This window comes from Methylophaga sp. UBA2496 (genome assembly GCF_002341635.1).
Lineage (GTDB): Bacteria > Pseudomonadota > Gammaproteobacteria > Nitrosococcales > Methylophagaceae > Methylophaga.
Map to the genome: position 1 here is coordinate 352779 of NZ_DDOK01000005.1, position 14800 is coordinate 367578.

10 protein-coding genes are annotated in these 14800 nt (G+C 45.6%); 7 read left to right on the top strand and 3 right to left on the bottom strand.

What is annotated here, in order from left to right; genetic code table 11:
* Positions 1–5 precede the first annotated feature (5 nt).
* Together B2W60_RS08840 and B2W60_RS08845 are read left to right on the top strand one after the other, a co-directional pair.
* Positions 6–893, top strand: coding sequence for a phage exclusion protein Lit family protein (locus tag B2W60_RS08840; RefSeq protein WP_136555685.1), 888 nt, complete (start codon positions 6–8; stop codon positions 891–893).
* Between the two features lie 429 nt (positions 894–1322).
* Positions 1323–1658 carry a hypothetical protein gene (locus B2W60_RS08845; RefSeq protein ID WP_136555192.1) on the top strand — a complete coding sequence of 112 codons (336 nt, stop codon included), beginning with the start codon at positions 1323–1325 and terminating at the stop codon, positions 1656–1658.
* A gap of 246 nt (positions 1659–1904) precedes the next feature.
* Here the strand turns inward: B2W60_RS08845 and B2W60_RS08850 are convergent, their stop codons facing one another.
* The 3 genes from B2W60_RS08850 to B2W60_RS08860 all read right to left on the bottom strand — a co-directional run bounded on the left by B2W60_RS08850 (position 1905) and on the right by B2W60_RS08860 (position 6774).
* Entirely contained in the window at positions 1905–3056 is a 1152-nt protein-coding gene (locus tag B2W60_RS08850) for a ribonucleotide-diphosphate reductase subunit beta (protein WP_292359627.1), read from the bottom strand.
* Entirely contained in the window at positions 3056–5923 is a 2868-nt protein-coding gene (locus tag B2W60_RS08855; protein ID WP_292359625.1) for a ribonucleoside-diphosphate reductase subunit alpha, read from the bottom strand. Before B2W60_RS08855 ends, B2W60_RS08850 begins: the two co-directional genes overlap by 1 nt.
* Before the next feature lie 326 nt (positions 5924–6249).
* Positions 6250–6774 (bottom strand): hypothetical protein, encoded by a 525-nt coding sequence (locus B2W60_RS08860; protein ID WP_292359624.1) that lies wholly within the window; start codon positions 6772–6774, stop codon positions 6250–6252.
* 348 nt (positions 6775–7122) lie between these two features.
* Here B2W60_RS08860 and B2W60_RS08865 point away from each other — a divergent pair, with 348 nt between their 5' ends.
* The 5 genes from B2W60_RS08865 to B2W60_RS08885 all read left to right on the top strand — a co-directional run bounded on the left by B2W60_RS08865 (position 7123) and on the right by B2W60_RS08885 (position 14791).
* Positions 7123–8520 carry a cytochrome ubiquinol oxidase subunit I gene (locus B2W60_RS08865; RefSeq protein ID WP_292359622.1) on the top strand — a complete coding sequence of 466 codons (1398 nt, stop codon included), beginning with the start codon at positions 7123–7125 and terminating at the stop codon, positions 8518–8520.
* Positions 8520–9518: a cytochrome d ubiquinol oxidase subunit II gene (gene cydB / locus B2W60_RS08870; protein WP_292359620.1), complete on the top strand. Its 999-nt coding sequence runs from the start codon at positions 8520–8522 to the stop codon at positions 9516–9518. The genes B2W60_RS08865 and cydB overlap by 1 nt, the downstream gene beginning before the upstream one ends.
* A gap of 3 nt (positions 9519–9521) precedes the next feature.
* Complete coding sequence (gene cydD, locus B2W60_RS08875; protein WP_292359618.1) at positions 9522–11216, top strand: thiol reductant ABC exporter subunit CydD; 1695 nt, start codon at positions 9522–9524, stop codon at positions 11214–11216.
* Between the two features lie 2 nt (positions 11217–11218).
* Positions 11219–12916: an amino acid ABC transporter ATP-binding/permease protein gene (locus tag B2W60_RS08880; protein ID WP_292359617.1), complete on the top strand. Its 1698-nt coding sequence runs from the start codon at positions 11219–11221 to the stop codon at positions 12914–12916.
* A 129-nt stretch (positions 12917–13045) separates the two neighbouring features.
* The gene (locus B2W60_RS08885; RefSeq protein ID WP_292359615.1) at positions 13046–14791 is read left to right on the top strand and encodes a ShlB/FhaC/HecB family hemolysin secretion/activation protein; all 1746 of its coding nucleotides are present in this window, start codon (positions 13046–13048) and stop codon (positions 14789–14791) included.
* Positions 14792–14800: the final 9 nt, after the last annotated feature.

Genomic DNA, 14800 nt, shown 5'->3' on the forward strand with positions numbered 1-14800 from the left:
GGTAAATGAAGCCTATTAGAGTCTTAGATTTAGATTTGATAAATTCAGTAACAAGAATAGCTCCAGAAAAAATTTATGAACTAGAAACACTTATTTTTAATTATGACCCTAGCATCATATTCACCAACGATAAAGAGTTCAGTTTTAGGGTAGATACTGAGAAGAAAGAAGTTAAGTTACCAACTGTGGCATTAGAATACCTGTGGTGTGCATGTTATGCGTTTTATGTGTTTTATCAAGAATACTTTGCATTAAACCAAGAAGATAGAAATCCCTTAGATATATATTCTAGTGACAGGTCACAAAAAGCTATATCTTTATATAACTGGGGAATAGGGCAATTAAGTCAAAATCCCAGTATTGAGTGGCCATCTGATTTACCTATGCCCACAAAATATTTAACCCACACGGACGAAGATGTTCAAGTTGCGAATGAACTATATTTGTGTTCAGTATCATGGATTATTCATCATGAACTAGCACATATTTATTGCGGGCATAAGAATATGCCTGTTAATGATGAAGAGTCACGTGCTGAAGAAAGTGAGGCAGATTTTTTCGCCACAAATTTGATTCTTGAAGGGGTGGCTGATGAAAGTATTTTATTAAAACGGGGGCTTGGAGTTGTAATTGCAGCCCTCGTTATAACAACTCAAGATATATTAGCAGGAGAATTTAAGGAAACCACACATCCCAAGTCCTTTAAAAGGCTTTATAAAGTTCTCGATAGTCATTTTCAAGATCCCGACCATCTCGTTTATGCGTTTAGTGTCGTGATTTGCCACTTAAACATGGCAGCAGGAGGCATGTATATTAAGGGGAATGGTAGCGAAACTTGGAAAGAAAATCTTGAAACATGTTTGGTGCAATTCAGTCGCCTAACTAAATTATAAAATCAAATGCATTAATTGATTTGATCTTCTTAAACACATCAGTGTTTAAAGTGACCTTAAAAGAATTTACACAAAACCATCAATTGTATGAAGGGCGTTTAGCTTTGAGAATGATATTTTCTCAGTGAACATACATTGAGTAAGCTCACCATGAGATAATGCCGTGATTTGACAAAATTTAAGAATGAATCAAGGCAGGTAGATGTTAAAGAATAAGCAGCTCACATACATATCACTATTTAGCTCGGCGGGAGTTGGTTGTTACGGATTCAAAATGGAAAATTTTCAATGTGTTGCGACTAATGAACTTCTTCCCAGAAGAATGAGTATACAAAAAGTGAATAACATTTGTGAGTTCGATTCTGGATATATAGTTGGTGATATAGCTGATAAAGAGGTTAAAGAACGCATCTACTCTGAAATCAAAAAATGGAGCCACAAAAGAATGAATTTCCTAAATTGGTTGATTTCTATGAAAATCTTATTGCTTTGACCAGTGGACAACACCTCCAAGCGGCTCATCCCAACGGTAATACATCACTTATAGATAAACAATATCAATATACATGTTTGATAGCAAAAACGGCCAGTATTAGCCAAAATTTGCTTGAAAATAACGGTGAACCGACTTTGTACAATTTTCAAGATTTTATGCAAGTTCTAGATATTGGACTAAGTACGGATTATTTTGGTTATCTTGACGAAAATGACTTCAGTAATGTTATAAGTGGAATTGAATTTAATTTTGAACGAGAACGCGAATAAAGATTAGTAGCTTGGTATGTATATCTACTTGATTCGAAATCATGTTTACAACATCATACAAATAAAAAGCCCTCTGATTCGAGGGCTTTTTAACATTTGAAGAGATGGTTTCTCAGAACCCTTTTTGAATATCCATATTCGTAAAATAACTCAAAAATGGCGATTTAAATTCGTATTTTTAATGTTATTTTGCCTCATGATTAATGTTAATAACTCAAACTTAATGTTAAGGACAGTTTAAATCAATCAATCCCATTTCAAACCGCCACCGGTTTGATATTCGGTGACCTTGGTTTCGAAGAAGTTTTTCTCCTTCCTCATATTGGCTTGTTCATCAAGCCAGGGCAGGGTGGCTTCGGCACCTGGGAAGGGTTCTTCAAAGCCTAATTGTTTAGCACGGCGGTTGGCGGTGTAGCGGAATTGGCCGTGGTGGGCTTCTTTTGAATAACCCAAGATTGGATCACGCAGGATATAACCACCATAGGTTGCTTCAGCTGCATCGGCTTCTTCGAACATTTCCTGGATTTTCTTGGGATCCAGTTTGACGTTTTCTTCTTTGATGATCTGTTTGCAAACACGAATACCGAACGAGGCGTGCATGACTTCATCACGCATGATGTATTGCAGCTGTTCGCCTGTGCCTTTCATCAAGCCGCGACGTTGCAAAGCAAAGATTGGTGAGAAGCCGTTGTAGAACCAGCTGCCTTCGAAGATGCCAGCGAAAAACGCATAGGACATAACGAAGTTTTCCAGTTCGTCTTTATCACGCAGGTCGATATCGCTACGCATAACGGTATCAAGACGCTTATTGGCGAGTTGGATCTTTTGGTAAATCTCCGGTACTACGCGGTAGCGGTTGTAAATTTCACTTTGATCCAGACCAATGGTTTCGATGCAGTGCTGGTAGGTCCAGGTATGCAATGCTTCTTCATAAACCTGACGAGCTTGATAAATCTGCAGTTCCGGTGCGGTCATTTTTTCCATAACCGCCAGACCGATATTACGCATAGCAAGAATATCGGAGGTGGTCAGGTATGACAGCACGTTTTCATAGACATGACGTTCTTCCAACGTCAGTTTATGACGATAGTCATGAACGTCCTGTGCCATGTTGATATCGAGTGGCGTCCAGTGGTTTTTGTTGGCGTTTAAAAAGTAGTTCCACGCCCACGGATATTTGAATGGCGCAAGCTGATTGATATCAGCTTGTCCATTGACCACACGTTTGTCATCAGCATTAACGGCTTTCGCATTGGACGGCGGCAATTCACTGACACTGGCCGTGGTTGGCTCAGGTGTGTCGAGTTCATTGGCCGCTTGTTGCATAGGCGGAAGCAGTTCATTGTCGACTTTGTCAGTTGCCGGTTTTTCGGCAAGTGGATCATCCCAGTTAAACATTATTGGCAAGCCTCGCAGTCTGGTTCCAAGATTGAACAGGCTTTCGGTGCGTCGATACCTTCGCCTGAAATAAAGTCATCTTCTTGTTTGGCAACCGGCTTTAACACGGGTGGTGCAGACGGTTTTGCAGTTGTTGCTGTGGTGGGCGCGGTGCTGGTTTTCTCGGCACCGGTTGCGCCCATTGAACGCAGGTAATAAGTGGTTTTGAGGCCACGTACCCACGCCAGTTTGTAGAGATTGTCCATTTTCTTACCGGATGGTTCTGCCATGTACAGGTTCAGACTTTGTGCCTGATCCAGCCATTTCTGACGGCGTGATGCCGCTTCAATCAACCAGCGTGCATCCATTTCAAAGGCGGTGGTGTACAGCGCTTTCAGTTCAGCCGGTACACGGTCAATCGCCAGCAGGCTGCCATCGTAGTATTTGAGGTCATTGATCATGACATCATCCCACAGGCCACGTGCTTTCAAATCTTCAACCATGTACGGGTTGATGACTGTGAACTCGCCGGACAGGTTCGATTTCACGAACAGGTTCTGGTAGGTCGGTTCAATCGACTGGCTGACACCGCAGATGTTTGAAATCGTTGCTGTCGGCGCAATCGCCATGGTGTTGGAGTTACGCATACCCTGGCGCTTGACTTTGTCACGCAGTGCATCCCAGTCCATGGTTTTGCTTTCATCCTGTTGCAGATACTCGCCACGGGCTTCTTTAAGGATCTTGATGGAATCAATCGGCAGAATGCCTTTGCTCCACAAGCTGCCTTCATAAGATTTGTATTTGCCACGTTCTGCCGCCAAATCAGAAGACGCATCAATCGCGTAGTAGCTGACGGCTTCCATTGATTCATCCGCGAATTTCACCGCTTCTTCGGTGCTGTAAGGAATACGCAGTTTATACAATGCATCCTGGAAGCCCATGATGCCCAGACCAACAGGGCGGTGCAGCAGGTTGGAATGACGCGCTTGCGGCACACTGTAATAGTTGTACTCAATAACGTTATCCAGCATACGCATGGCGGTTTTCACGGTGCGGTTGAGTTTTTCTTTATCCAGTTTGCCGTTTTCGTCGATGTGCTGAACCATGTTGATCGAACCGAGGTTACAAACCGCGATTTCCTGATCAGAGGTGTTCAGGGTAATTTCAGTACACAGGTTTGAGCTGTGAACCACACCAACATGTTGTTGCGGGCTGCGCAGGTTACAAGGATCTTTGAACGTAATCCAGGGATGGCCGGTTTCAAACAGCATGCCGAGCATTTTGCGCCACAGGTCAGTAGCCGGCATTTGTTTGAAATTACGGATTTCACCGCGTGCCGCTTTCTCTTCGTATTCGTTGTAGGCTTTTTCAAACGCCAGACCGGTCAGATCATGCAGATCCGGCACTTCTTCTGGTGAGAACAACGTCCATTGACCTTCTTCGGCCACACGTTTCATGAACAGGTCGGGGATCCAGTTGGCGGTGTTCATATCGTGGGTACGACGACGATCATCACCGGTGTTTTTACGCATATCGAGGAATTCTTCCACATCGATATGCCATGTTTCCAGATACGCACAGACCGCGCCTTTACGTTTACCACCCTGATTGACCGCAACAGCCGTGTCGTTAGCGACTTTCAGGAACGGCACAACACCTTGTGATTTACCGTTGGTGCCTTTGATATGTGCACCCAGACCACGAACACGGGTCCAGTCATTACCCAGACCGCCAGCATATTTGGACAGCAGGGCGTTATCACGCATGGCGTTATAAATGCCGCTCAGGTCATCCGGTACGGTGGTCAGATAGCAAGACGATAATTGTGGACGCAATGTGCCTGAGTTAAACAGGGTCGGCGTTGAGCTCATAAAGTCGAAAGAAGACAGCAGGTTATAGAACTCAATGGCGCGGGCTTCACGATCGATTTCATTAATCGCCAGACCCATTGCCACACGCATATAAAAGGCTTGTGGTAATTCAAAACGGGTGCCATCGCAGTGAATGAAATAACGGTCATACAGGGTTTGCAGACCAAGGTAAGTGAAGCTGAAATCATTTTCCGGTTTGAGTGCTGCGCCCATACGCTCCAGATCATATAAGCCGAGTTCTGAGTCAATCAGTTCGTTTTCAATCGCCGTGTGGACGTAGGTTTTGAAGTAGTCTTTATATTGTTCGGCCATTTCGCTTTGCGATGCCTGACGAGGGGCTTTGTAGACAAAACTCAATGCTTCACGGCGGATACTGTCCATCAGCAGGCGAGCAGCCAGGGTGCTGTAGGCAGGATCTTTTTCGATAAAGGTACGGGCTGACATGACCAGTGCTTTTTCGACGTCTTTTTCAGACACACCATCAAAAATATTGCGTTGGGTATCACGCAGAATGGCGGCATTATCAACCTGAGCAAGACCCGTACAGGCTTCATCAATCAGGTTACGCAGGCGGTCGATATCTAACGGCTGGCGAGTGCCGTCATTCAACGTGACGTGCAATGTGCTTTCATTGGCAGGTTGCGGGTGTTTGCGTTCTTCTTCCGCACGCTTTTGCGATTGCTGTTCACGGTAAACCACATACGAGCGGGCAACTTTGTATTCACCGGCACGCATCAGAGCGAGTTCAACCTGATCCTGAATATCCTCGATATGTACGGTGCCACCTTCATCCAGACGACGCAGCAGATTATCGCTGACTTGTCGGGTGAGTTCGGCAACCGTTTCGTGAATACGTCGGCTGTCTTTTGCGGCTTCGCCTTCAACGGCCAGGAAAGCTTTGGTCAAAGCAACGGCAATTTTGCTGCTGTTGAACTCAGTAACCTTGCCGTTACGACGGATAACCTTGTAACCGGATTCGGAGGAGGGTTGGATGTAGTTTTCTGCTTCGCTCGCCATAGTGATTTTCCCTGCTTTGTGTGGTAAGACTTTAAAAACGGCAAACCACAACAAATTGTGGTCGCAACATGATTGAACCACAAGATAATGTGTTTTTGAAGTCTTAGCAAGGGGATAAGTTGCACATAAATTGTGCATTAGATGTGGATAACTTCAGAGCGATCAGGCGGTAACTGAGCCGCCATGCGCGATCACCGAATTTGCCCCAATATGGTGAAGAAAAAAATATTTTTTTGTTTGAATGGGTGCCGGTGAATATCTTGTGGTCATTCTTCCCAACGAGCCGGAAAAGATCGACTCGCCGGGATATCAAATCGTCAAAATGCTCAGAATGTTTCACTCATTGAAATAGCCGAATCTTCAAGCAGTTTTTTGATTAGATCAATTTCATCATGCTCATCGGTTTGTACAACCACCGTCCAGTTTTGTTCATGACTGGCTTCAACGGTTTTGGTGATTAAGGGATCGTGATCAGGACGAATTGAAATCGCGCCCGCCAACATCATGCCAAAAACCAACCCGAAAAAGATAAACACAAGATACGTGAACATGGGGCTGGACTGAGTCATTTCAGGACCGCTGGACACTAAAAATGTTGCGATGACAATACCGACAATCATACCTATCAATCCAAGCCAGCCATGGGATTTAACGATGGTTTTGGCTATGCCATGGCTTTCAGGTTCGATTTTTCGGCTAATGGCGCTGTCATCCGGTTTAACAATACTGATTACGGCGGGTGAAAGGCCATTATTAATGAGTTTTTGCCTGGCGGCATTGGCGGAAACTTCATCACCATAGATAGCTGCAACACGACCAGTGTGTTTTTCATCTTGAATTTCTACTTCCATATTCGTTCCTCCTGATACACATAAAAACGTTTATTCATTCGGTGAATTAAATTCAGGTTAACGCTGTTATCTGAATTAATAAAGTTTCACAATGGGGATAACGACAGATGCTGTTCATAACGACATCTTATATAAACATGACAGCTTATAGCTTAAACAATTCATCAGCGATGGGGTTTAACCTATGTTGAATTGCAGTGAATTTGTAAAACTGAAAAAAAATTGATCCCTATCATTTTTACTAAGCACTTCTTGTGCTATTTATAGTCTGAAAGCTGGGCAATTAATGTATGTTAACCCCCCAGTGATGTTGGGCCTGTAAATAGTACTGACCAAATTGGAGTCACCATGGAACTCGATCCGCTTTTACTGTCACGAATTCAGTTTGCGTTCGTGGTATGTTTTCACGCCATTTTCCCGGTCTTTACGATTGGTCTGGCAAGTTTTATCGCCGTATTGGAAGCCCTGTCATTAAAAACCGGCAACCCGCTCTGGCAGCGACTTTCGAAGTTCTGGATTCAGGTATTTGCTGTGGTGTTCGGCATGGGGGTGGTGTCGGGGATTGTCATGTCATTTCAGTTCGGCACCAACTGGAGTAATTTTTCTTACGCGACGGCCAACTTTCTGGGGCCGGTACTCAGTTATGAAGTGATCACCGCCTTCTTTTTAGAAGCGGCTTTTCTTGGTGTGCTGCTATTTGGCCGCGATAAAGTCCCGCAAGGTGTGCATTTATTTGCTGCAATCATGGTGGCGTTAGGCACGTTTATTTCCTCTTTCTGGATATTGGCCGCCAACTCGTTAATGCATACACCAGATGGATTGGTATTGCGCGATGGACTGTATTACGTCGTTTCCTGGCGGGATGCGATTTTCAATCCGTCATTTGGTTATCGCTTCCTGCACATGGCACTGGCATCCTTTTTGACAGCCTCATTCGTGGTCGCGGGGGTGACGGCCTGGTTTATCATGCAAAAACGGGAAATGGAGGCCAATAAAAAGGCACTTTCCATTTCATTGTGGTTGATTCTGATTCTGGCACCTGCACAAGTGTTGGTTGGCGATTTTCATGGCCTGAATACCCTTAAACATCAACCAATGAAAGTGGCGGCGATGGAAGGTAACTGGGAGACAGGAACCGGTGTGCCATTATTACTGTTTGCCTTGCCGGATCAGGAAAACCAGCAGAATCATTTTGAAATCAAAATTCCTAAACTGGCGAGTTTTATCCTGACACATGAATGGGATGGTGAAGTGCCGGGATTAAATGAAGTGGCACCTGAAGAGCAGCCGCCGGTATTTATTGTGTTCTGGGCCTTCCGGGTGATGGTGGCAATGGGCATGCTGATGGTGCTGTTTGGGCTGGCAGGACTCTGGCTACGCAAACGTGATCGCTATCTTGAGAGTAAACCTTTCCTGAACGGGTTAAGAGTGATGAGTCTGTCACCGTTTATCGCGGTGTTAGCAGGATGGATTGTCACCGAAACCGGTAGGGCACCTTGGTTAATATATGAACAGATGACGCATGCGCAGGGGTTAACACCTTCGTTAACAGGCGGTATGGCGTTATTTACCTTGATTGGTTATGTCGCTGTGTATGCCATGGTATTCAGTGCCGGAGTGTTTTATCTGATGAGTGTCTTCCGGGGTGGCCTGGAAACTGCCAATGCCGATCAGCTGGATGACGATAAGGAAAAAGCCCAACGGCCAATATCAGCCGCCAATGCCAGTTTAGACGGAGGTCTGTAATGGAACAGCCATTTGATTTAGTGATTATCTGGGCCGGTATTATTGGCTTTTCGGTGATGATGTATGTGTTGATGGATGGTTTTGATCTGGGGCAGGGCATTTTGTATCCCTTTGCGCCGGATGATCATTCAAGAGACATTATGATGAACTCGGTTGCACCGGTCTGGGATGGTAATGAAACCTGGCTGGTGATGGGCGGTGCAGGGTTGTTAGGAGCTTTCCCGTTGGTGTATTCGGTCTTTCTGCCTGCTTTATATATAGGTGTGTTTCTGATGCTGGCCGGTTTGATTTTTCGCGGCGTGGCATTTGAATTTCGCTTTAAGGCAAATACCACCCGATACATCTGGGACTGGGCGTTTGCCGGAGGCTCTTTTGTCGCCGCGTTTGCTCAGGGCGCTGTTGTGGGTGCGTATGTTCAGGGCTTTGAAACCAGTAACTTTGTCTATGTCGGTGGCGCATTCGATTGGTTGACACCTTTCACCATTATTACCGGTCTGGGACTGGTAGCTGGCTATGCCTTGTTGGGTAGTACCTGGTTAATCATGAAAACCGAAGGCGAACTGCAGCAGTGGGCCTATCGTGTGACACTTCGCCTGCTGGTGTTGGTGTTGTTAGTGTTTGCCATTGTCAGCATCTATACGCCATTTGTTGATGCGGGTGTGATGGAGCGCTGGTTCCATGGTTTCTCTCTCATTTGGTTCTTACCGCTTTTGGCCCTTTACAGTGCGTATCTCATTTATAGCTCAGTGAAAAAACAGCAGGAAGGCTTGCCGTTTGTGGCCACCATGGGATTGTTTCTGTTCACCTATCTGGGATTACTGGCCAGTAAATGGCCCTATCTGGTACCACCGGATTACACATTATGGGATGCTGCTTCGGCCTATGAATCGCAACTGTTCCTGTTGCTGGGCTTCCTGTTTGTCATTCCGTTTGTCCTGGGCTATATCGCCTGGTCTTATTGGATCTTCCGCGGCAAAGTGAAAGGTGGTTATCACTAGCTAATGCCTGATGACTCGATAAGCAAAGAGATAGCCCAAACTGGTCGTTTACTGTTAAAAGACCTCTCACAGAAACAGCGAAGCCGATTACTTTTAGCTGTTTTTGTGGGGGTGTTGGCAACGATCGCGATGATTGTTCAGTGGTTTGCTCTGGCAAAACTGACTTATGCATTAATCATTGAGCAGCAACCACTTACAGAACAGTTCATGCTGATTGCTTTGATGCTGCTGAGTCTGCTTTTACGCGCATTTTTTGTCAGAGTGCAGGAGCATTACAGTCAATGGGCCAGTATGACTGCGCGGGAGGATTTGCGAGAGCAGATTCTTTACGCCTGGCGGCAAACCAGTGCATTGCAGCATAGTCAACATTCTCCCGGCGCGGCTGCCAGCCAATTGATTGAAGATGTCGAAGCGATGGATGGTTATTTCGCCCGATTCTGGCCACAGCAATTATTGGCAGTACTCACACCACTATTAATCGTATTGATTGTGTTTTATTACAACTGGCTGGCCGCCTTATTTTTATTGTTGGCAGCGCCGTTGATTCCCTTGTTTATGGTATTAGTCGGGATGGGAGCTGAAAGCATCAATCAGCGTTTTTTCAACCAACGCCAGCGCCTGGCTGGTCATTTTCTGGATCGGGTTAAACATCTCACCACGCTAAAACTGTTTGCTGCCGAATCTGCCGCATTACATGAAGTGAATTTGCGCAGTGAGGATTATCGGCAAGTGGTGATGAAAACACTGAAGCTGGCGTTTTTATCGTCAGCCGTATTGGAGTTTTTTACCAGTGTGGCCATTGCCACTATCGCTATATATATTGGTTTTGCGTTGTTTGGCGCGATTAGTTGGGGGCCGGCGGCTGATATCACGTTATTCAGTGGTTTATTTATTTTGCTGCTGGCACCGGAGTTTTTTCAGCCACTACGAAATCTTTCCCAGTTCTATCATGATCGGGCTGCTGCTTTGGGTGCTGCTACGCAAATTGCTACCTATCTGGATCCGTCAGATACAACTAAAAACCTTTCTGCAGTTGTCATATCAGAACAACAATCTAATTCGGCGTTATCAAAGTTGGTCACAACTGATCTTTCAATTGGTTATAACGCCAGTGAAAAATTACAGGGACCTTTAAATATTAAGTTAACAACGGGGCAATGTCTGGTGATTAGTGGCCCTTCTGGCAGTGGCAAAACCACCTTGTTACATACCTTGGCTGGTTATCTGCCACCAGTGTCCGGTGAGCTGCTTTTGAATAACCAGCCAATCACTAAAACAGCGATTCGTTATCTGCCACAAAAACCCTGGATCATTAACGGCAGCTGGGCCGATAACCTATCTGTGCTAGCCCCACAAGCCACTAAACAATCAATGCAAAAGGCATTGATTGAGTTAGGCTTGGAAATGTTAATTTCAAATAGAGACAATGGTTTAGACAGTCAACTTAATGAACATGGTGAAGGGCTTTCCGGTGGACAATTACAGCGACTGGCGTTGGCGAGAGTAATACTTTCGCCAGCCCCATTAGTGTTGCTGGATGAACCGACGGCCAGTCTTGATGCCGAGAGTCGGCAGTATGTTTTGGCGGCACTGGCGGAGTTAAAACCTCAGTGTATTTTAGTGATATCAAGCCATGATCCTGAGGTATTAGCGCTTGCCGATCAGCAGCTCCATTTTAAGTTTAAAGGGGATGACTGATCATGTTGAATCCTCGACCAAATACAATTTCACCGATTAGATTCTGGCTTGGAAAAGTATTGGAACATCAGAAAAAACGCTTAATAGTTGGTTTACTGCTGGCGTTATTAACGGTTGTTTCAGCAATGGGATTGTTAGCTTTGTCCGGCTGGTTGATAACCGCTACGGCGATAACGGGTCTGGCAATTACGGCGGGCAGTGCGGTGATGCTGGATATTTATCGGCCGGGTGGCGGGATCCGGTTTTTTGCCTTAAGCCGCACGGTAGGACGCTATTTTGAGCGGCTGCATAACCACGATATGGTGCTGCGGGTCATTGCCGGTTTCAGAAGCACGCTATTTTCCGGATTACTGGATTTACCAGTTCAAGAACTGCGAAACACACAAGATAGCGAATGGTTAAGCCGTTTAACCGCCGATCTGGATAATCTTGATAGTCTTGTGCTACGACTGTTATTACCTCCAATGACAGCAATAGGCAGTGTGTTATTGCTGGCCTTATTTATGAGTTTTTTCTCACTCACACTCGGAATGATATTCGGTTTTATCACACTGATGTCCGGCATTTTCTATTTCAGCCTGTTAACCCATAAAACAACCCAAATCAGTCGCTTGTATGCAGAGCTAATTAACGAGGCGCGATTGCTGACGATTGAACATTTACAAGGCCAGCTGGAGCTACAGGCCGCGCGTTTAAATGAAGCACATCAAACGCGACTGGTGCAGTCGCTTGCTGAGATTGGCAGGGCACAATTAAAACTGAATCAACAGATTGCCAATGCACAGTTAATGGTCAGTATCTGCCATGGGTTGTTGGTGATAGGTGTGGCGCTGGCAGCAATGTGGGCATACCAGAATGCTATTTTCAGTGGACCGGTTGCGGTTATGTTAGTTTTGGCAGTATTTGGTTTGGGCGAGTTATTGCAAAACCTGCCGGGACAGGTAGGGCAGTGGGGCAGAACCCACTATGCAGCAGAACGTCTGCAACCATTAGCCGAACATAAGGCCTCAGAAAAAATGGCGATAGAAGAGCTTGAACGTCTGTCGATGATGCTGGCTGATCATCCCAAAGTTATCAGCACTATCGATACGGCTATGGCATTTGAATTAACGCCCGGACAATGTTTGCTGGTGACTGGTCGATCCGGAACTGGAAAATCCACAGTCGCCAACATCCTGGCGGGACTGGAAATACCGGATTCATTTATAACGCCTTATCAGTTGTTGATAAATGGCATTCCACTGCGTACAGATCAAACACAAGCCTGGCATAAGCAGATTGGCTATCTGACGCAGCAAAACAGCATCATCGCCGCGACGTTATATAGCAATTTGACCTTAGGGCTTTATGAAGTCGATGAGCAACAGCTTTGGCAGGCACTGACTTTAGTTGAGCTGGATGAGTGGGCCAAACAGCTACCAGCCGGGTTACACAGCTGGCTGGGCGATACCGGCAGCCAATTATCCGGTGGTCAGGCCAGAAGGGTCTGTCTGGCAAGACTGTTATTAAAAGAATCAAAACTGATCTTGCTGGATGAGCCTTTCAACGGCATTGATACAGAAATGGCACAACGCATCTGGCAGCGTTTGTATCCGCAGTGGCAGGATAAAATGCTTATCATGCTGATGCATGAACGGCCAGACTTTTACCCCAATGTAGATAATCAGCAGATTTTTGAAATCAAACTAGATCAAAACTAATGGTTAAAAAGTCTGAAATTTATTTGAAGTAGCGCACATTTTTCCCATACGGTTCGGCATGAGCGTTGCCTGTATCTTTATTCTTGAATTACTATTTTTCGTAATTGAAAGGAATTCAAGAAGAAAAAAATGGATAATCGTCACGGAAGACGAGCGCCCTATCTTCTGGTATGGGTGTTTGTTATATGGAATTTATTTTCTGTAGCAGCATATGCTGGTGCTGCAGTTATTGATCGCGCTGCACAAGAGCTGCTTCTGCAGCAGGAGCGCGAGCGTCAGCTTCGCGAGCAACAGGAAATCTCTCCTGATGTACGAATACCAAATCCAACTTCTCCGCCAGAAATCCTCGTTTATCCAGACAGTGAATCTCCCTGTTTCACTATCTCCAGCGTTTCACTGATTGGCGAAAGCGCTGCAGAATTTAAGTTTGCTTTATCCGCCGTAACGGATGGCAATGATTCCGCCATAGGACGTTGTCTTGGGGCACAAGGCATTAATGTCGCAATGAGTCGTATTCAAAATGCCATTATTGCCCGGGGCTTTGTAACTACCCGGGTGCTAGCAGCTCCACAGGATCTTAATTCCGGTTTATTACAACTTACGGTGATACCAGGCAGAGTCAGAAAGGTTCAGTTTGCTGAAGGCGTATCTGCAAGAGCGACCAAATGGAATGCGATCCCTGTGCATCGGGGTGACATTCTGAATCTGCGCGATATTGAGCAAGGTCTGGAGAATTTTAAACGAGTACCCACTACAGAAGTCGATATCCAGATAGAGCCGGCAGAAGGGCCAGATGCCCTGCCTGGTGAAAGCGATGTGATCATTCATTACCAACAGCGTTTCCCGTTTCGACTGACTATCAGCGCCGATGATGCCGGGTTCGATTCCACCGGTAAATATCAGGCTGGCATTACCTTATCCGGCGACAATCTGCTGATGCTCAATGACTTGTTCTACGTTAATTACAACCATGATCTGGGTGGAGGCGAATCAGGGAAGCGCGGATCTGATGGTCAGACGGTCCATTATTCGTTTCCCGTTGGTTACTGGTTATTTGGGTTTACCACTTCCAACTATGACTACCACCAAATGGTTTCAGGTCTTAATCAATCCTATACCTACAGTGGTCGCAGCCAAAACTCAGATATCAAGGCCAGCCGACTCGTTTATCGTAATGCCATCAATAAAACCTATCTTTCATTTCGAGGTTTTTTCAGAAAATCCTCTAGCTATATAAACGACACAGAGATTGAAGTGCAAAGACGGCGTACCGCGGGTTGGGAGTTCGGTTTCAGCCAAACCTGGTATTTAGGACAGACACTGCTGGATTACACCATCGCATATAAACGGGGGACAGGGGCATGGAATGCTCTCAAAGCGCCTGAAGAGGCCTTTGATGAAGGAACATCACGTATGGAAATAGTCACGGCTGATCTTGGTTTCAACCTGCCATTTTCCGTTAAAGCCCCATGGGGTGAGCAGGCTCTGCGTTACTCAACCCAACTTCGTGGGCAATACAATTTCACACCATTAACACCACAGGATCGCCTGTCTATTGGTAATCGTTACACCGTTCGCGGCTTTGACGGGCAATGGTCTTTAAGTGCGGATAACGGCTGGTTCTTACGTAATGAAATGAGTGCATTACTCGCAAACACGGGGCAGGCCGTTTATTGGGGGCTAGATTATGGCGAAGTCGGCGGTCAATCCAGTGATCTTTTATTAGGCAGGCAGCTGGCAGGAATTGTAATGGGGTTAAGAGGGGGCTTTGGCGGATTTAGTTATGACGTGTTTATGGGAAAAGCACTTAAAAAGCCCAGAGGGTTTGAAACAGCCAGTACGGCAACAGGGTTTAATTTGAACCTGACCTTTTGATTTATGTTT